Here is a 17013-nt window from a genome sequence, read left to right on the forward strand (position 1 = left end):
GGGCCGCAGCCTTTCATACGGATGCGGCCCGCAAAGGACTCAGAGCAGGCTATAAATCGCCGCGGCCTCCTGCCTCAGCTTTTCCATCATCGACCGGTAAGGCCCCGGGCCATAGCTGATGCGGCCGACCCCGAGCTTTGCCAGGGTTTTCACGTCGGGGGCGCCTGCCCGCATCATGACATTGACCGGCAGCGACGAGGCCGCGCAAATCTTTTCGATCAAGGCGGGGTCGATCAGGCCAGGCACGAAGAAGCCGTTGCCGCCGGCGGCCGCATAGGCCCTGCCCCGCTCGATCGCCTCGTCCACCAGGCCGGCGTGTTTTGAAAGGTCGCTCTCGGCGAGGAAAAGGTCGGTGCGGGCGTTGATGAAGAAGGGCATGCCTTTGCCTTCGGCCATGACGCGAATGGCGCGGATGCGCGCCGCCTGGCTCTCGATGGGATAGAGCCCCTCGCCGCTGACCACCCGATCCTCGAAATTGATGCCGATGGCGCCGACCTCGATGAGCTTGGCGACATTGGCGGCCGCACCCTGAGGATCGGCCGAATAAGCGCCTTCGAAATCGATCGAAAGCGGCAGGTCGACGGCATCGGTGATGGATTTCGCCGTCTCCACGAGCATCGACATCGGCAGCTTCTCCCCGTCGGCAAAACCATGAGCTGCGGCGACCGACCAGCTTCCGGTAGCAAGCGCCTTGGCGCCGGCATCGGCAACGGCCTTCGCCGTACCCGCATCCCAGATATTGTAGAGCACGATCGGGTCGCCTTTCCGGTGAAGCGCGCCGAATGCCTTGGCCTTTTCAGTCTGGTTCATGCTGTCTCCTCCATCCTTGTCTCTGTACTGATTTTCTCTTCATGGCGCAGCAGCCACTGCTTGCGCCAGAGCCCGCCGCCGTAACAGGTCAGAGAACCATCGGCGCCGAGAATGCGATGGCAGGGCACGATGATGGCAAGCCGGTTGGCGCCATTGGCGCGGCCGACGGCCCGCACCACCTCCGGCCTCTCCATCTCCCTGGCGAGATCGCCATAGGCGCGCGTCTGCCCGAGGGGGATCTCCATCAGCCTTGCCCAGACATGCTTTTCGAAGGGCGTGCCGCCAAGGGCCAGGGGCGTCTTGAAAACGGTCAGCCGGCCTTCGAAATAATCGCGGATCTCCGCCTCGATCTGATCGATCGCCGGGGTGCGGCCGATCGCGACGGAGGAGCGGACGCGCTTCTGCAGCGCTTCGAGTTCGCTCAGTAGCGCCTTGCGATCGTGAAATTCGAGCAGATGCAGATGCGTCTTGTCGGCGACCGCGATCATCGGTCCGAGCGGCGTATCGAACCAATCGGCAAAGAGCAGCTCGCGGTTCTGCGAGAGCGCCGGCGCCTTGCCGACCATCCGCTGGAACGCCGACCGGAAGCCGCTCGGAGATTCGTATCCGGCGTCGATCTGGGCATCGATGACACGCGCCCCATCCGCCAGCTGCCGGGCCGCTTCTCCGAGCCTGCGGTAACGGACGATGTCATGGAAGGTCATCCCGAGCGCCCGCTTGAAGGCGCGGCGCACGGTCGAGGGATCATGGCCGCGGCGCACAAGCTCCTCCTCGGTCCAGCGAACCTCCGGCTCGCTGTCCAGCCGCGCCAGCAGCTCGTCGACGACTGGCTCCCGGCCCGGCTGCTGTTCCAGCGGCCTGCAGCGCTGGCAGGGGCGAAAGCCGGAATGCATGCAGGCGGCGATCGTCTCGAAGAAGAGCGTGTTTTCCCGCTTCGGCTTGCGCGCCGGGCAGGTCAGACGGCAGAAGATGCCCGTCGTCTTCACGCAAACATAGGCCTGGCCCTCGTAATCGGCGCTGCGCGCGACCAGGGCGTCATAGAGCGTATCATCATCGGGGCGTTCGAAAAGCATGTGCGCTTTCTAACATCCAACGCCTGCTGCGTCCGCCGAAAATCGGGCGTCTATTTTTTCTTGTCGATTTCCTTGGGCGAGCAGCCGTGCCATAAGGGCGGCCATGACCAAGATCGACCGTACGCCTGAAAAAGCCGATTTCGAACACGTGACAGACTGGGTGTTCGATCTCGACAACACACTCTATCCCCATCACATCAATCTCTTCGCGCAGATCGACAAGAACATGACCGCCTATGTCGCGGCGCTGTTACAGATGGAGCGGGAAGAAGCGCGCAAGCTGCAGAAGCAGTATTATCTCGACCACGGCACGACGCTGCAGGGCCTGATGATCCATCACGGCATCGACCCGAACGATTTCCTCGAAAAGGCGCATGCGATCGACTATTCCGCGCTGACGCCGCAGCCGGAACTCGGCGAAGCGATCAAGGCGCTGCCGGGGCGCAAATTCATCTTCACCAACGGCAGCGTCAAACATGCCGAAATGACCGCCGGAGCGCTCGGCATTCTCGAGCATTTCGACGATATCTTCGACATCGTCGCCGCCGATTACGTGCCGAAGCCAGCGCAGGCAACCTACGACAAGTTTGCGGCGCTGAAGCGGGTCGAAACGAACAAGGCGGCGATGTTCGAGGATCTGCCGCGCAATTTGACGGTGCCGAAGGCGCTCGGCATGCAAACCGTGCTGCTGGTGCCGCGCAATCTGGAAGAGACCGTCGTCGAATGGTGGGAAAAGACCAGCGGCGACGAGGATCACATCGATTTCGTCACCGACGACCTCGTTGCATTTCTCGGCAAGGTGACCAGATCCGGCGGCTGACCGCCAGGTTACGAAAGTTTCACCCAGCTTACCGATGTTTAACTGGGTCTTTGAGGGCCGCTGCCATAGCTTCTTTCGTGAGGGGACACCTTACGAAAGGGAAACACGATGTACCGCAACAAGCTGATACTGGCAGCGCTCTCCTCCGTCCTCATCTTCGGCGCTGCAGCCGGGGCAAGCTTTGCCGCACCGGGCGACGGGCCGCGCCCGCATCATGCCGGCATGGACCGCCCGGGTCCGGCTGGCTTCCGCGAAGTCACCTATATCAGAATGCTCAAGCAGTTCGACACCAACAAGGACGGTCAGATCTCCAAGGAAGAGGCAACCGCCGGTCTCGACAAGATCTTTGCTGCGATCGACACCAATAATGACGGCTCGTTGACACCCGGCGAAATCCGCCAGTACCGGGAAACGCAGATGAAGGCGATGAAGGATGAGCGCAAGCAGGAGGTCGGCGAGAATGACGACGTCAATGCCGTGCCCGACCTGCTGGACAATGACGATCAAGGACGGCCGCCGCGCGAAGATCATGAAGGCCGCGACGGACATCACTGGATGCGCCATGGCGGCAATTTCATGCGCGCCTCGATGATGATGCGCCGCGTCGATACCGACGAAAACGGCCAGATTTCCAAACAGGAAGCCTCCGCCGCCCTCGACAAGCTGTTTGCGCGGATGGACAGCAACAAGGATGGGGTCATCTCGATCGACGACATGCCGGACCGGCCGCTGCTGTAAGGGCGGTGAACCATTGCATACTCTTTCCCCGCCCCGGCGGGGAAGGAGATACGCGTTGCGATCGAGACGCTGCGCTCGGCCCCCTACTCGCGATGTTCGTAGAAATCCTGGACGATCTTCCACGCGGCGTCGGCCGTATCAACGAAGCTGATCAGCTTGACGTCGTCGGGCGCGATCGTGCCGAATTCGGCCAAGGCCTCGAAATCGATGATGCGCCGCCAGAAGGCCTCGCCGAACAGGATCAGCGGCAGGCGTTCCATGCGGCCGGTCTGGATCAGCGTCAGGCATTCGAAGAATTCGTCGAGCGTTCCGAAGCCGCCGGGAAAGACCGCGATCGCCTTGGCGCGCACCATGAAATGCATCTTGCGAATGGCGAAATAGTGGAAGTTGAAGCTGAGCTCCGGCGTCACATAGGCGTTCGGGGCCTGCTCGTGCGGCAACACGATGTTGAGGCCGATCGACGGCGCGCCCTCGTCGGCCGCACCGCGATTGCCCGCCTCCATGACGCCGGGGCCGCCGCCGGTGACGATGACATATTCCTGAAAGTCGAAGCCCGCGGAATATTTCGAGCAGAGACGGGCAAATTTGCGCGCCTCGTCATAATAGACGGAGGCCGCCTCCAAATTGGCGCGCTGGATCTCGTTGCGCGCCGCCCAGGCACTCTGGCCGGGGGCGGGAATGCGGGCGCCGCCGAACATGACGACGGTCGAGCGGATGCCGCGTTCGGTCAGCATCATCTCGGTCTTCAAGAGTTCCAACTGCAGCCGGATCGGCCGCAATTCTTCGCGGCAGAGGAAATCCTCGTCGACATAGGCTAGGCGATAAGCCGGCGATAACGTCTGCGGCGTCTTCGGCACGGCTTCGGCGCGCTGCCTGTCGGTCGAGCTGCTCTTCAACGGGTCCCATACGCCATCCTTGCGCCGCGAACCGCCGTTTCGTCCCTTCGCCATGTCGAAATGCCTTTCAGTATTGCCGTCCGTGAAACCGGATATGTCGCTATAACGCCTTGAATCCAGGTATGATCTTGTTCGAAAAATCATTCCGTTCTACGGGTGCATGCTGTAGAGCAGGACAAACCCACGCCGATCGCATGTCCGGAGACTCCGCCGTCTCCACGATAAAGATCGAAGTTTAAGGAATTCTCATGAGCGCCACCGACCTCGCATCCCTGGAAAAGACCATCGAAGCCGCCTTCGACAATCGCGACAATGTGAACATGTCGACGAAGGGCGAGGTCCGTGATGCGGTCGAAGCGGCGCTCGATCTGCTCGATTCCGGCAAAGCCCGCGTGGCGACCCGCGGCGCCGACGGCGCCTGGACGGTCAATCAGTGGCTGAAGAAGGCGGTGCTCTTGTCCTTCCGCCTCAACGACATGGAAGTGGTCAAGGGCGGCTCCGGCAATTCCACCTGGTGGGACAAGGTTCCTTCGAAATTCGAGAACTGGGGCGAGAACCAGTTCCGCGCCGCGGGTTTCCGCGCCGTTCCCAACTGCGTCGTGCGCCGCTCGGCCTATATCGCGCCGAACGCCATCCTGATGCCCTCCTTCGTCAATCTCGGCGCCTATGTCGGCGAAGGCACGATGGTCGACACCTGGGCGACGGTCGGTTCCTGCGCGCAGATCGGCAAACATGTGCATCTGTCCGGCGGCGTCGGCATCGGCGGCGTGCTGGAGCCGATGCAGGCCGGCCCGACGATCATCGAGGACAATTGCTTCATCGGCGCCCGTTCCGAAGTGGTCGAGGGCTGCATCATCCGTGAAGGCTCCGTGCTCGGCATGGGTGTTTACATCGGCAAGTCGACCAAGATCGTCGACCGCGCCACCGGCGAGGTGATGTACGGCGAAGTGCCGCCCTATTCCGTCGTCGTCGCCGGCTCGATGGCCTCGGCCAATGCGACGATGGCAAACGGCCAGCCGGCGCCGCACCTCTACTGCGCCGTCATCGTCAAGCGCGTCGACGAACAGACCCGTTCGAAGACCGGCATCAACGAGCTGCTCAGAGATTGATGACACCGGGGCATTGATCCGGTAAACAGGCGACGTCTCTTTGAGCGAGGCGGCCTCGCCTTGCCATGTCTTTGCCATTCCCGCCGGATAGTTCGACCGCCATGACCGCTACCGATCCCGTCGCCAATCTGCAAACGCTGATTCGCTGCCCCTCCGTCACACCAGCCGAAGGCGGCGCGCTGACGGCGCTGGAAGCGATGCTTACACCGCTCGGCTTCAAAGTCGACAAAGTGAGAGCGAGCGAAGAGGGAACACCCGATATCGAGAACCTCTATGCCCGCCTCGGCGGCGAGGGTCCGCACTTGATGTTTGCCGGCCATACCGATGTCGTGCCGGTTGGCGATGAAGCCGCCTGGGCGCACCCGCCTTTTGCCGCGGAGATATCAAAGGGCGAGCTCTTCGGACGCGGCGCCGTCGACATGAAGGGCGGCATCGCCTGTTTCGTCGCCGCCGTCGCCCGTCATATCGAAAAAAACGGGCCGCCGGCCGGCTCGATCTCTTTCCTCATCACCGGCGACGAAGAAGGCCCGGCGATCAACGGCACGATCAAACTGCTGCAATGGGCGGCGGAGCGAGGCGAACGCTGGGACGCCTGCCTTGTGGGAGAACCGACCAATCCGGACCGGCTCGGCGACATGATCAAGATCGGCCGGCGCGGCTCGCTGTCAGGCAGGATCATCGTACACGGCGTTCAGGGCCATGCCGCCTACCCGCACCTCGCCGACAATCCGGTGCGCGGCGTGCTGCAGCTGACGCAGGCGCTGATGGATCCGCCCTTCGACGGTGGCACCGACGATTTCCAGCCGTCGAACCTCGAAGTGACGACGGTCGATGTCGGCAATCCGGCCACCAACGTCATTCCGGCCAAGGCATCGGCAAGCTTCAACATCCGCTTCAACGACAGCTGGACCGTCGACACGCTGCGTGCGGAAATCCTGCGGCGGCTCGAGGCCGCTGCCGGCAACGGCCAGCTGCGGCCGGGCCGGGAGCCGGTGAAATACGATATCGTCTGGGCCGACCGGCCGAGCCATGTCTTCCTGACCCGCAACAACGCCCTGATCGCCTCGCTGTCTTCGGCCATCGAGAGCGCGATCGGCCGCTCGCCGCAGCTTTCGACCACGGGCGGCACGTCGGACGCCCGCTTCATCAAGGATTATTGTCCGGTCGTCGAGTTCGGCCTTGTCGGTCAGACGATGCACATGGTCGACGAGCGTGTCGCCGTTGCCGATCTGGAGACGCTGACGGCGATCTACGAAACCTTCATCGACCGCTGGTTCGCTCATGCCGGGTCTTAGGGAAGTCCAGTATTATCTGGCCGGCCTCTGGCTGCTGATCCGGATGGATCCGCGCGGCTTCCGCTTCCTCGATCTATCGGAGCGCGGCGTCAACCGCTCGTTCTGGGCGATGGCCTGGTGCCTGCCGCCGATGGGCATTTCCTGGCTCTGGTGGCGACAGGCCTTCCTGCGGTCGATGCCGCCCGAGGCCGATGTCGATCTTGCCTTCTACATCAGGCTCGCCCTCGTCGAGGTCGCCAACTGGTTCGTGCCGCTGGTCTTTGCCGGGCTGCTGCTGCTTGCCTTCCGCATGGGCGAGCGCTTCGCCCCCGTCGTCGTCAGCGTCAACTGGCTCGGCGTGCCGCTCTCCTATATCAACGGTCTGCTATTGGCGCTGGTGTTCTTCCTGCCCGGCACCGTCGGCCTCGTCTCGCTGCTGCTCCTCGCCTTCATGCTGGCGCAGATCTTCGCCCTGGCCCGCATTCTCAGGATGATCTGCCACGATCACGCGCTGATGGTCGGGGCGCTGACGCTGGTGCTGCTCGTGCCATCGATGATCCTTTCGGAATATCTGCAGCACTTCCTCGGCATCTACCCGGCCTGACCCGCGGTATCGCATGAGCATCAGAGATCGTCGTCGTTTTCGTCGGCGGGCCTGCGGCGGTCAGTGATCACCTCGGGATAATCCACCTGCAGGAAATAGAGCCCTTCGGACGGCGCCACCGGGCCGCAGGCCTTGCGGTCCTGCGCCTCGAGCGCTGCCTGCACATCTCCAGGGGTCCATTTGCCTTCGCCGGCAAGCTTCAGCGTGCCGGCGAAGGAACGGATCTGGTTGTGGAGGAAGCTCTGCGCCGTGGCGCGGATCTCGATCAATTCGCCGTTTCGCGTCACGTCAAGACGGTCGAGCGTGCGCACCGGGCTGTTCGCCTGGCAATGGGCGGAGCGGAAAGTGGAGAAATCGTGCCGCCCGACCAGCCTCTGGGCGGCGGCGTGCATGACCTCGTGATCGAGCGTCTTCGGCACCCACCAGGCCTTGCCGGCTTCGAGCGCCAGCGGTGCCCGGCGGCTGACGATGCGGTAGAGATAATGGCGCCGCAGTGCGGAAAAGCGGGCATCGAAAAAATCGGGAACCGCCTCGACGTCGAGAATGGAGACACGCTCGCCGGCAAGCCTCAGATGCGCGTTCAGGGCATTTTGCAGCTTGTAGGGCGACCAGTCCTTGGAAAGATCGGCATGGATCACCTGTCCCATGGCGTGAACGCCGGAATCGGTGCGGCCGGCGCCGCGGATCGACACGGTCTCGCCGGTCAGCGACAGCACCGCAGCCTCGATCGCCCCCTGCACCGAGGGGCCGTTCTCCTGCCGCTGCCAGCCGACATAGGGGCCGCCGTCATATTCGACGGTCATGCGGAAACGCGGCATCAGGAAAGCCTCGTGCCGGCTGCAAGTGGCGTGCCCCGGAGGAAATCGGATGCGGCAAGCGGCTTGCCACCTGCCTTCTGCAGCCTGGTCAGCCGCACCGCGCCGGAAGCACAGGCGACGACGAGATCGTCGGTCAGCAACTGTCCGGCGGTCCCCTGCCCCTCAGCCAGCTCCGAGCCCAGCACCTTCACCCGTTCCGGCTTGCCGCCGAGCTCCAGCTCGAACCAGGCGCCCGGAAACGGTGCCAGGCCGCGGATATGGTTGTGCACATCCCGCGCCGGCCTGGCGAAATCGATGCGCGTCTCGGCCTTGTCGATCTTGGCGGCATAAAGCACGCCGTCTTGCCGCTGCGGCGTCAGCGGCAGGTCGGTCATTTCGAGCTTCACCATGGCTTCCGCCATCGCCTTGGCGCCGACCTGCATCAGCCGGTCGTGCAGTTCGCCGGCCGTCATGTTCGGGCCGATCTCGACTTCGCGGCTGAGCGCCACGGGGCCGGTGTCGAGACCCTTGTCCATTTTCATCACCATCATGCCGGTCTTTTCATCGCCGGCCATGATCGCCCGCTGGATCGGCGCAGCACCCCGCCAGCGCGGCAGCAGCGAGGCATGGCCGTTATAGCAGCCGTCGCGGGTGCCGTTCAAAACCGCCTCCGGCAGCAGCAGCCCGTAGGCGACGACGACGGCGACATCGGCCTTGAACGCGGCAAACCTCTCGCGCTCCTCCGCATCCTTGAAATTGACCGGCGTGAAGACCGGCAGGCCGAGCAGTTCGGCCGCCTGGTGCACCGGCGATTTCTGCAGATCGAGCCCGCGCCGCCCGCCCGGCCGCGGCGGCTGCGTATAGACGGCGACGATCCTGTGGCCGGCATCGACGAGCAGGCGCAGGGTCGGAACGGAGAACTCCGGGGTTCCCATGAAAATGATGCTAAGAGACATTCTATCTCGCCAATTGAGGATCAGCCGTCTTCAAACGGGTTTACGAGCTTGAGATCAAGCCCCTCGAAATCTCGGATGTTGCGGGTGGCGAGCGTGGCGCCGTTTGCAAGGCAGATGGCGGCGATCATCGCGTCCTGGACCGAAATCGGCCGCCCTACGCTTTCGCGCTTTGCCCGCAGGCGGCCGGTTGCCATGGCCGCTTGCAAATCCCAACCGACGATACGGTCACGGAATTGGCCTTTCACTAAATTCTCGATGGCACGAAAGAAGCGATCCGATCCCGTCTTCAGGCGAACTCTTTCGGCCCCATAAATCTGCTCCATCAAGCCGACGGTGCAAAGCCAGATTCTCGCGCTGTCCTGCCGCAACATCCAGGCTTTCACCTGTTCATTCGGCAACGACCTGGCGAATTCGGAAACCACATTCGTATCAAGTACGATCATTCAAGGTCCTCGAACGGCCGGCCAAAGTCCTTTTTACGCGCGGCCTCGATTTCTCCCATGATCGCAACGAATTCGTCGTCTACTGCGTCTTCTCTTTCGAAAGCGGCGCGTATGGCGGCATAGGCCGACCCGGTTTCGGGCTTTGCTGCGTTTTTTCTTTGAAGCGCCTCCCGCAAAAGCTCCTTGGCCTCGTCGGAAAGACTGTTTCCGCTCCGCTGCGCCGCTTCCGCAATGTCTCGCTTCATTGCTTCGGAGATATTTCTAATCAGAAAATCACCCATGCGGCACCTCCATCATGATATCGGTGATATCATAGGGCTTCGCTGGCGCATTTTCAATGCAACGCTCAGAGCGCCTTCGATTTCGCCGCCTTGGTGAACTTCTTGATCACCATCTCCCGCTTCAGCCGCGAGATGTGGTCGATGAAGAGCACGCCGTTCAGGTGGTCGATCTCGTGCTGCAGGCAGGTGGCGAGCAGCCCATCGGCTTCCACCGTCTGTTCCTTGCCGTTGCGGTCGAGATATTTGACCGAGACGGCAGCCGGGCGCTCGACCTCGGCATAATAGTCAGGAATCGACAGGCAACCTTCCTCATAGACCGAGCGCTCGTCGGAGGATTTGACGATCTCGGGATTGATGAAGACCTGCGGCTGCTTTTCCTCGCCCTCGCGGGAGACGTCGATAACCAGCATGCGGCGCGGCACGCCGATCTGGATTGCAGCAAGGCCGATGCCCGGCGCGTCGTACATGGTTTCCAGCATGTCGTCGGCAAGGCGCTGCAGGTCGGCATCCACACGCTCGATCGGCTTGGAGAGCTGACGGAGAACGGGGTCGGGAAGGATGATGAGTGGCTTGATGGTCATGGGCGTTCCCATAACCCATCTTTTCCCGCTATGGAATTATCCGACGAGCGGGGAAGACGCTTTTTTGCATCCCCGCCCGGAATTTCGCCATATTCGCATCAAGCCGCCCGGCGAGCGGTGATGGCAGCATGGCCTTCCGGCCGGGCGCGGAAGCGGCGCAGCAGCTCGATCAGTTGGTCCACCTCGTCCTTGAGGCGGCCGGTTTCCGCCGACGTGCGCTCGACCATGCCGGAATTCTGCTGGGTGATCTCGCCCATGCTGCGGATCGCCACACTGACCTCGTTGACGCCGGTCGCCTGATCGCGGGCGGCAGCGGCGATATCGGCGACGAAGCGGTTGATGATGTCGATGCGGCCGATCATGTCGTTCAGCGCCTCGCCGGTGCTGGAGACGATGCCGACACCCTCATTGACCTGGGTCGAACTCTGCGAGATCAGGTTCTTGATCTCCTTGGCGGCTTCGGCCGTGCGCTGGGCCAGCTGGCGCACTTCCTGGGCGACGACGGCAAAACCCTTGCCGGCATCGCCGGCGCGCGCTGCCTCGACGCCGGCGTTCAGCGCCAGCAGATTGGTCTGGAAGGCGATCTCGTCGATGACGCCGATGATCTTGGAAATCTCCGTCGAGGATTTCTCGATGCCGGCCATCGCCGAGACGGCGCTGGTGACGAGTTCACCCGAATTCTTCGCCTTCTGCTGCGTCTCGCGTACGGCGTCCGAAGCCTTCTCGGCATTGGCGGCGGTCTGGCCGACGCTGACGGAAAGCTGCTGCAGGGCGGCCGAACTCTCCTCGACGCCCGCCGCCTGCTGGGCAGTGCGCAACGCCAGGTCATTGGTCGCATTGGAGATGACGTCGGCGCCGTTCATGATATGGCCCGACGTGTCGCGCACCGATGCGAAGGACTGGCGAAGAGCCTTGACGGCACGATTGTAATCCTCGGCCATCTGCCGGAAATTGCCCGGCAGGTCGGATGGCAGGGTGGCCTCGAGATCCCCGCTCGACAGCGCCTCCAGACCGCGGCGCAGCTGCTCCAGCGCCATCGTCTGATCAGCCTCGGCTTGGGCGCGCTGCTCTTCAAGAGCCTGGCGCTTGGCTTCAAGCGTCTCGAGATAGACCGAGATGGAATAATCCATGTCGAGCATGCCCGCCTTGATGACCGCCGACAGCTTCTCGGCGAGCAGTTTACCCTGCTGGCGCGCGAAGACCGACGGCCACTGCTTCTCCATGATGCCCTTGACGAGTTCGGAGATGACGAGGGCATAGCCGCCGACATACCAGCGCGGCTCCAGCCCGATGCGGGCATGGGTGCGGCCGACCGCGGTCACGCCATCGACATAGCTCTCGTCGTAGGCGCCGCTGGCGAGATTGGCCCAATGATCCTGCTGGCGCTTCTTGGCATGGCCGACATGGTTCTTATCGGAAAAGAAGCCCGAAACGGCGGGGGTCTTGGCGATCTTGGCGTAGAATTTATCGAGGGCGCCGCCGATCAGCTCTGTAATGACAGGGCGCAGATCCCGCATCGACTTGCGCGCCGCCTCGTCCAGTTCGATGAAATCGAGGCGCTGCCTGAGGGCATTGTCGGTCTGCTGGGATGTCATGGAAATCTCTGTATTTGGCGCGACGCGCGGGAGGGAATTTCTGCGATGCAGGTTTGGCGAATATGGTTGAGCAATCGTTAAGTCGGGCTGCGATTTCTCTTCCATGAGTGGAAGCCCGCTCGCGAAGATAGAGCGTATGGCCAATTTCGTTCACGTTTTGATCTTCATATCGCCGTTTCTTCTGTTATGGTTGCGGCATGACCGTCCATTCCGAATCGCTCGCCCTTTCGCTTACCTCGATCAGCCCGGCCATGCTGGCGCTTGCCGGCGGGCTTCTCGCGGCCCTCGTCGTCCTGATTATCGTCCTTTTCCTGCGCGCCGGCGGCCTTCGCCGTGAACAGGCGGAGGAAGCGGAGCTGCGCGCCAGGGAAGGCGAGGCGCGCATGGCCGAGCTTTTGAAGATTCAGGCGGAGATGCAGGGCCGCATTGCGGCCATGGCCGAGGTTTTCGGCGCGCGTCAGAGCGAGCTCAACCAGGCAATCAGCCAGCGTCTCGACGGCATGTCGCAGCGCGTCAGCTCGACAATTACGGAGCAGACGAAATCGACGCATGAGAACCTGCAGCGGCTGCAGGAGCGGCTGGCGATCATCGATGCCGCGCAGAACAATATCCAGACGCTCGCCAAGGACGTCGTCGGACTGCAGGCGATTCTCTCGAACAAGCAGACGCGCGGCGCCTTCGGCCAGTCGCGGATGGAGACGATCGTCGCGGACGGCCTGCCGATGGGCGCTTATGCCTTCCAGCAGACGCTTTCGAACGGCTCGCGGCCGGACTGCACCATCCGCATGCCGAACGGCGCGCCGCCGCTCGTCATCGATGCAAAGTTCCCGCTCGAAGCCTGGAACGCCATCCGCGACGCCGGCAGCCCCGAGGCCGCCAAGATCGCCGGCCAGCAGTTCCGCCGCGACATGGAGATCCATATCCGGGATATTTCGGAGAAATATCTGATTCAGGGGGAAACCCAGGAGACGGCCTTTCTCTTCGTGCCGTCAGAATCGATTTTCGCGGAGATCCACGAGAACTTCGAGGCCCTGGTGCAGAAGGCGCACCGGGCGCGCATCGTCATCGTATCACCATCACTGCTGATGCTGTCGATCCAGGTCATCCAGGCGGTGCTGAAAGACCAGCGCATGCGGGCGCAGGCGCATCTGATCCAGGGCGAGGTGGCGCTGCTGATGGACGATCTCAGCCGCCTCGACGAGCGGGTGCGCAAGCTGCAGGGCCATTTCGCCATGGCGCAGAAGGATATCGACATGGTGGTCACGTCAGCCGACAAGCTCACCAGGCGCGGCGCCAAGATCGAGGCGCTGGAATTCGAGGCAGGCGGCGACGCCAAACCCGCCCGCCACGACGAGACTCCGGCCAAATCCGTGGAAAGCCGTACTGGCCTTCTCAAGCTTCGGGTGGTTGACGAGGAGTGATCGCTTCGGGCAGTGTCTCGCCCCATGAAATAGCAGGAGCATGATGTCATTCGCATGCTCCAAAGGACGGGACAGCCTGATGATCACAGTTTTCGGATCCATCAACATGGATCTCATCGCCACGACCGAGCGACTGCCAAAGCCCGGCGAGACGGTGGCCGGCAACGGTTTTGCCACGGCCGCCGGCGGCAAGGGCGCCAACCAGGCGCTGGCAGCCCGTCGCGCCGGCCGCTATGTGCACATGGCCGGCGCCGTCGGCAAGGATGCTTTTGCCGCCGATGCTCTCGCCCTGCTCGATGAGGCCGGAACCGACCTCTCCCTCGTCAAGCATGTCGACGGCCCCACAGGCACGGCGCTGATCCTCGTGGGCGGCGACGGCGAGAACATGATCGCCGTGGTTCCGGGCGCCAACGGCTTGGTCACGCCTGCGGATGCGGAAATCGCGATCGGCCGCATGAACGAAGGCGACATGCTGATGTTGCAGCTCGAGGTGCCTGTCGCGGCCGTCGAACGCGCGCTCTCGGCCGCGCGCGCCAAAGGCATCACCAGCATCCTCAACCTCGCCCCCTTGATCCCCGATGCACCGCGTCTCGGTCGCCTGGCCGATATCGTCATTGCCAATGAGACCGAGTTCGAGCGGCTCGCCGGACAGAACGGCATGGACACGCAAGAGCGCGAGGCAGCGCTTGTCCGCCTGCATCAGGAGACCGGCCAGACGCTGATCGTGACGCTCGGTGGTGACGGCGTCATCGCCATCCGCGACGGGGTCATTTCACGGGCGCAAGGGTTGGCGATCGATCCTGTCGACACGGTCGGAGCGGGAGACACCTTCTGCGGCTATTTCGCCGCCAGCCTCGATGACGTGGATTTTCCGACGGCGCTGCGCCGCGCGGCGGTCGCCGGTTCACTCGCATGCCTCAAATCAGGCGCGCAACCGTCGATTCCTTTGAGCGAGGAAGTCGCAGACAGAATATAGGCTGGCCTCCTTGCGAAAGGTGGCCGGACCTCCCTTCGAGTTTTGAGGGGATTTCTGCGGCTTTCCTCATATAAACCCCTAAAGTTTCACTCAAATTTAAGAGGTCTCCGGCGATCTTCCCAGTGATCGCCGGGTCTTCGCGCTTGCGGATCCGCGGCTCATGCGGCTGCTCCATGACGGAGCCATGCCTTCGCTCCTGTGCCGAAGAATGCCCCTTCGGCGCATCCTTGCCCGAGGACCCCATGTTCATCTTTCGCATGAAATCGCTTGCGGCGAAGCTTATCGTCATCACCGGCATCGCCATCGCGCTTGTTCTCATCGTTTCGAATTTCTTCCTCATCGGCCAGACCCGGGATCGCGTCCAGACGCTGACGATGGATCAGGCCAACCTCGAAGCAAAATCGATCGCCAATGAAATCGCCGCCAATGTCGGCGAGCTCGCCAGTGCCGCGCGCAGCATGATGGGCGTTCTCGGCCGCGCCCATGACGGCAAGTCGCTCGATCGCAAGGGCATGATCAACGTGCTGAAGGCCAATCTCGAACAGAACGCCTTTGCCTTCGGCAGCTGGTTCTGCGAGCAGCTCGGCGCGCTCGACGGCAAGACCACCGAGATCGCCAACAATAATGACGAAGGCACGAACAAGAACGGCGCCTTCACGCCCTATTGGTCGAAGACCAAGGACGGTGGCATTCAATACTCCACCTTCGACAATGACTATACCGCCGAATGGTGGAAGCTTGCTGCCGACAGCGGCAAGGGCGCGATCACAACCCCCTATCTCGCCCAGGGAACAGATGTACCGACGCTGCTGACATCAATTGCCTATCCCGTCATAGCGGGCGGCAAGATGATCGGTGTCGGCGGTGTCGACATCTCGCTGAAGTCGCTGACCGACAAGCTGCAGGCGCTGCATCCCTTCGGCTCGGGGCGCGTGACGCTGCTGTCGCAGGCCGGCAACTGGATCGTCGCGCCGATCCCCGACCTGATGACGAAACAATATGACGGCGAAGGCGCCGACGTCGTCAAGGCGGCGCTGTCGAACAAGCAGCCCGGCCTTGTCAGGAATCTCACTTATGACGGCCTCGACCCCTTCGACCGCGTCGTCTATCCGTTCGAAGTCCCCGGCGTCAACGCCACCTGGGTCGTGCTTGTCGATGTCCCGCACACGGCGATCAACGCGCCGGTGCAGGACCAGACCTACATGATGATCGCCACCGGCCTGATCGTGCTCGGTGCGGTGATGCTCGCGCTCTATTTCGCCGTCCGCTCGCTCGTACAGCGGCCGCTCGGCAGCCTTGTCGCTAGCGTCAAAACGCTCAGCGACGGCGAATATGCCGAACCCATCGCTGCCCAGGACCGTACCGACGAAGTCGGTTCGGTCGCCAAGGCGCTCGAAGGCTTCCGCTTCAAACTCGCCGACTCCAGGCGCCTCGAAGACGAGGCCACCCACCAGCGACAGGCCGCCGAGACCGAGCGCAGCCGTTCGGAATCGGAACGGCAACAATCGGTGTCGCTGCAGCGTCATATCGTCTCGATCGTCGGCGCCGGCCTTTCCGAACTGTCCCAGGGCAATCTGGGTCACCGCATCACTGAGGAATTCCCCGGCGAATACGGCAAACTGAAGCAGGACTTCAACGCCGCGCTTGCGAGCCTCGAAGAGACCATCAACACGATGAATCTCAGCGTCGTCAATATCGGCGCCGGCACCGGCGAGATCAGCAACAGCGCTTCCGACCTCGCCAAACGCACCGAGCAGCAGGCGGCAAGCCTGGAAGAGACGGCGGCAGCGCTCAATGAGCTTACCGCCCAGGTCGATTCCAGTGCCGAGAATGCCCGCACGGCTGCCGACAACGTCAACCTCGCCTGCCAGGATGCCGAGAAATCAGGCGAAGTGGTGCAGAAAGCCATCGCCTCCATGCAGGGGATCGAGCAGTCTTCGACGGAGGTTTCGCGGATCATCGGCGTCATCGACGAAATCGCCTTCCAGACGAACCTGCTGGCGCTGAATGCCGGCGTCGAAGCGGCCCGCGCCGGCGAAGCCGGCAAGGGTTTTGCCGTCGTCGCCCAGGAAGTGCGTGAACTCGCGCAGCGTTCGGCCAATGCTGCCAAGGAGATCAAGACGCTGATCAACACCTCGGCCGTCCAGGTCAAGGAAGGCGTCGATCTCGTCGGGCGCGCGGGCGGCACGCTGCACAAGATCGCCGAACAGGTGATGGGCATCAACAGCCTCATCCGGCAGATCTCGGCATCGGCGAGCGAACAGGCGGTCGGGCTGAAGGAAATCAACCAGGCCATGAACCAGATGGATCAGGTGACGCAGCAGAATGCGGCGATGGTGGAGGAAGCGACCGCCGCCAGCGTGGCGCTCAACGACGAGGCGCAGACGCTGAAGGCGCTCGCCACACGCTTCAGCGTCTCCGGCTCCGCCAACGCGACTGCACTCGCCTCCGTGGCAAGGCAGATGCGTGCGCCGGCTGCAGCCCCCTCGCATTTCGCGGCCGCTCCCGCGGTCCGCCACGCCCCGGCGACCCGCCGCACCACGCCTCAATCGCATGGCTCGGCTGCCGTGGCTCAGGATAACTGGGAAGAGTTCTGACCGTTCAGCCCTGCATAAGAAAAAAAGGCGCCTGCGAAATCA

General features: G+C 62.8%; 17 protein-coding genes. 8 read left to right on the top strand and 9 right to left on the bottom strand.

What is annotated here, in order from left to right:
• Positions 1 to 39: 39 nt before the first annotated feature.
• Together B5E41_RS00800 and B5E41_RS00805 are read right to left on the bottom strand one after the other, a co-directional pair.
• Positions 40 to 810: an isocitrate lyase/PEP mutase family protein gene (locus B5E41_RS00800; protein WP_088390296.1), complete on the bottom strand. Its 771-nt coding sequence runs from the start codon at positions 808 to 810 to the stop codon at positions 40 to 42.
• Positions 807 to 1883 carry a bifunctional transcriptional activator/DNA repair enzyme AdaA gene (locus B5E41_RS00805; RefSeq protein WP_088390298.1) on the bottom strand — a complete coding sequence of 359 codons (1077 nt, stop codon included), beginning with the start codon at positions 1881 to 1883 and terminating at the stop codon, positions 807 to 809. The genes B5E41_RS00800 and B5E41_RS00805 overlap by 4 nt, the downstream gene beginning before the upstream one ends.
• A gap of 103 nt (positions 1884 to 1986) precedes the next feature.
• Here B5E41_RS00805 and B5E41_RS00810 point away from each other — a divergent pair, with 103 nt between their 5' ends.
• Positions 1987 to 2703, top strand: coding sequence for a pyrimidine 5'-nucleotidase (locus B5E41_RS00810; RefSeq protein WP_088390301.1), 717 nt, complete (start codon positions 1987 to 1989; stop codon positions 2701 to 2703).
• A 108-nt stretch (positions 2704 to 2811) separates the two neighbouring features.
• The gene (locus B5E41_RS00815; RefSeq protein ID WP_088390303.1) at positions 2812 to 3441 is read left to right on the top strand and encodes an EF-hand domain-containing protein; all 630 of its coding nucleotides are present in this window, start codon (positions 2812 to 2814) and stop codon (positions 3439 to 3441) included.
• Between the two features lie 83 nt (positions 3442 to 3524).
• On the opposite strand, the gene B5E41_RS00820 is transcribed toward B5E41_RS00815, so the two are convergent.
• A complete protein-coding gene (locus B5E41_RS00820) occupies positions 3525 to 4391 on the bottom strand; it encodes an LOG family protein (RefSeq protein WP_088390305.1) in 867 nt (288 codons plus the stop codon).
• 194 nt (positions 4392 to 4585) lie between these two features.
• Here B5E41_RS00820 and dapD point away from each other — a divergent pair, with 194 nt between their 5' ends.
• The 3 genes from dapD (at position 4586) to B5E41_RS00835 (ending at position 7324) form a co-directional block, all read left to right on the top strand.
• Positions 4586 to 5446 carry a 2,3,4,5-tetrahydropyridine-2,6-dicarboxylate N-succinyltransferase gene (dapD, locus tag B5E41_RS00825; RefSeq protein WP_064800473.1) on the top strand — a complete coding sequence of 287 codons (861 nt, stop codon included), beginning with the start codon at positions 4586 to 4588 and terminating at the stop codon, positions 5444 to 5446.
• Positions 5447 to 5547: 101 nt separating this feature from the next.
• On the top strand, positions 5548 to 6741 hold the full coding sequence (gene dapE, locus B5E41_RS00830; RefSeq protein WP_088390307.1) for a succinyl-diaminopimelate desuccinylase: 1194 nt from the start codon (positions 5548 to 5550) through the stop codon (positions 6739 to 6741).
• Complete coding sequence (locus B5E41_RS00835) at positions 6728 to 7324, top strand: hypothetical protein (protein ID WP_088390309.1); 597 nt, start codon at positions 6728 to 6730, stop codon at positions 7322 to 7324. Before dapE ends, B5E41_RS00835 begins: the two co-directional genes overlap by 14 nt.
• A gap of 20 nt (positions 7325 to 7344) precedes the next feature.
• On the opposite strand, the gene truA is transcribed toward B5E41_RS00835, so the two are convergent.
• The 6 genes from truA to B5E41_RS00865 form a co-directional block, all read right to left on the bottom strand.
• The gene (gene truA / locus B5E41_RS00840) at positions 7345 to 8142 is read right to left on the bottom strand and encodes a tRNA pseudouridine(38-40) synthase TruA (RefSeq protein WP_088390311.1); all 798 of its coding nucleotides are present in this window, start codon (positions 8140 to 8142) and stop codon (positions 7345 to 7347) included.
• Complete coding sequence (gene fmt / locus B5E41_RS00845) at positions 8142 to 9077, bottom strand: methionyl-tRNA formyltransferase (RefSeq protein WP_088390313.1); 936 nt, start codon at positions 9075 to 9077, stop codon at positions 8142 to 8144. Before fmt ends, truA begins: the two co-directional genes overlap by 1 nt.
• 20 nt (positions 9078 to 9097) lie before the next feature.
• A complete protein-coding gene (locus B5E41_RS00850) occupies positions 9098 to 9520 on the bottom strand; it encodes a type II toxin-antitoxin system VapC family toxin (RefSeq protein WP_088390315.1) in 423 nt (140 codons plus the stop codon).
• A complete protein-coding gene (locus tag B5E41_RS00855) occupies positions 9517 to 9801 on the bottom strand; it encodes a plasmid stabilization protein (RefSeq protein ID WP_085857937.1) in 285 nt (94 codons plus the stop codon). Before B5E41_RS00855 ends, B5E41_RS00850 begins: the two co-directional genes overlap by 4 nt.
• A gap of 65 nt (positions 9802 to 9866) precedes the next feature.
• Complete coding sequence (def, locus tag B5E41_RS00860) at positions 9867 to 10382, bottom strand: peptide deformylase (protein WP_088390317.1); 516 nt, start codon at positions 10380 to 10382, stop codon at positions 9867 to 9869.
• 98 nt (positions 10383 to 10480) lie between these two features.
• The gene (locus tag B5E41_RS00865; protein ID WP_088390319.1) at positions 10481 to 11977 is read right to left on the bottom strand and encodes a globin-coupled sensor protein; all 1497 of its coding nucleotides are present in this window, start codon (positions 11975 to 11977) and stop codon (positions 10481 to 10483) included.
• A 197-nt stretch (positions 11978 to 12174) separates the two neighbouring features.
• On the opposite strand from B5E41_RS00865, the gene B5E41_RS00870 reads away from it, so the two are divergent.
• The 3 genes from B5E41_RS00870 to B5E41_RS00880 all read left to right on the top strand — a co-directional run bounded on the left by B5E41_RS00870 (position 12175) and on the right by B5E41_RS00880 (position 16971).
• Positions 12175 to 13398 carry a DNA recombination protein RmuC gene (locus B5E41_RS00870; RefSeq protein ID WP_088390321.1) on the top strand — a complete coding sequence of 408 codons (1224 nt, stop codon included), beginning with the start codon at positions 12175 to 12177 and terminating at the stop codon, positions 13396 to 13398.
• A 79-nt stretch (positions 13399 to 13477) separates the two neighbouring features.
• A complete protein-coding gene (locus tag B5E41_RS00875; RefSeq protein WP_088390739.1) occupies positions 13478 to 14374 on the top strand; it encodes a ribokinase in 897 nt (298 codons plus the stop codon).
• Between the two features lie 242 nt (positions 14375 to 14616).
• The gene (locus tag B5E41_RS00880) at positions 14617 to 16971 is read left to right on the top strand and encodes a methyl-accepting chemotaxis protein (RefSeq protein WP_088390323.1); all 2355 of its coding nucleotides are present in this window, start codon (positions 14617 to 14619) and stop codon (positions 16969 to 16971) included.
• The last annotated feature ends 42 nt before the right edge of the window (positions 16972 to 17013 follow it).

Origin of the sequence: Rhizobium esperanzae (assembly GCF_002204185.1) — a bacterium.
GTDB classification, from domain to species: Bacteria; Pseudomonadota; Alphaproteobacteria; order Rhizobiales; family Rhizobiaceae; genus Rhizobium; species Rhizobium esperanzae.

Coding starts and splice junctions, on each gene's coding strand:
- B5E41_RS00820 (WP_088390305.1), bottom strand. CDS start 4,391: ATGGCGAAGGGACGAAACGGCGGTTCGCGGCGCAAGGATGGCGTATGG.
- B5E41_RS00870 (WP_088390321.1), top strand. CDS start 12,175: ATGACCGTCCATTCCGAATCGCTCGCCCTTTCGCTTACCTCGATCAGC.
- dapE (WP_088390307.1), top strand. CDS start 5,548: ATGACCGCTACCGATCCCGTCGCCAATCTGCAAACGCTGATTCGCTGC.
- B5E41_RS00875 (WP_088390739.1), top strand. CDS start 13,478: ATGATCACAGTTTTCGGATCCATCAACATGGATCTCATCGCCACGACC.
- B5E41_RS00850 (WP_088390315.1), bottom strand. CDS start 9,520: ATGATCGTACTTGATACGAATGTGGTTTCCGAATTCGCCAGGTCGTTG.
- B5E41_RS00800 (WP_088390296.1), bottom strand. CDS start 810: ATGAACCAGACTGAAAAGGCCAAGGCATTCGGCGCGCTTCACCGGAAA.
- B5E41_RS00810 (WP_088390301.1), top strand. CDS start 1,987: ATGACCAAGATCGACCGTACGCCTGAAAAAGCCGATTTCGAACACGTG.
- B5E41_RS00865 (WP_088390319.1), bottom strand. CDS start 11,977: ATGACATCCCAGCAGACCGACAATGCCCTCAGGCAGCGCCTCGATTTC.
- fmt (WP_088390313.1), bottom strand. CDS start 9,077: ATGTCTCTTAGCATCATTTTCATGGGAACCCCGGAGTTCTCCGTTCCG.
- B5E41_RS00805 (WP_088390298.1), bottom strand. CDS start 1,883: ATGCTTTTCGAACGCCCCGATGATGATACGCTCTATGACGCCCTGGTC.
- truA (WP_088390311.1), bottom strand. CDS start 8,142: ATGCCGCGTTTCCGCATGACCGTCGAATATGACGGCGGCCCCTATGTC.
- dapD (WP_064800473.1), top strand. CDS start 4,586: ATGAGCGCCACCGACCTCGCATCCCTGGAAAAGACCATCGAAGCCGCC.
- B5E41_RS00855 (WP_085857937.1), bottom strand. CDS start 9,801: ATGGGTGATTTTCTGATTAGAAATATCTCCGAAGCAATGAAGCGAGAC.
- B5E41_RS00835 (WP_088390309.1), top strand. CDS start 6,728: ATGCCGGGTCTTAGGGAAGTCCAGTATTATCTGGCCGGCCTCTGGCTG.
- B5E41_RS00815 (WP_088390303.1), top strand. CDS start 2,812: ATGTACCGCAACAAGCTGATACTGGCAGCGCTCTCCTCCGTCCTCATC.
- B5E41_RS00880 (WP_088390323.1), top strand. CDS start 14,617: ATGTTCATCTTTCGCATGAAATCGCTTGCGGCGAAGCTTATCGTCATC.
- def (WP_088390317.1), bottom strand. CDS start 10,382: ATGACCATCAAGCCACTCATCATCCTTCCCGACCCCGTTCTCCGTCAG.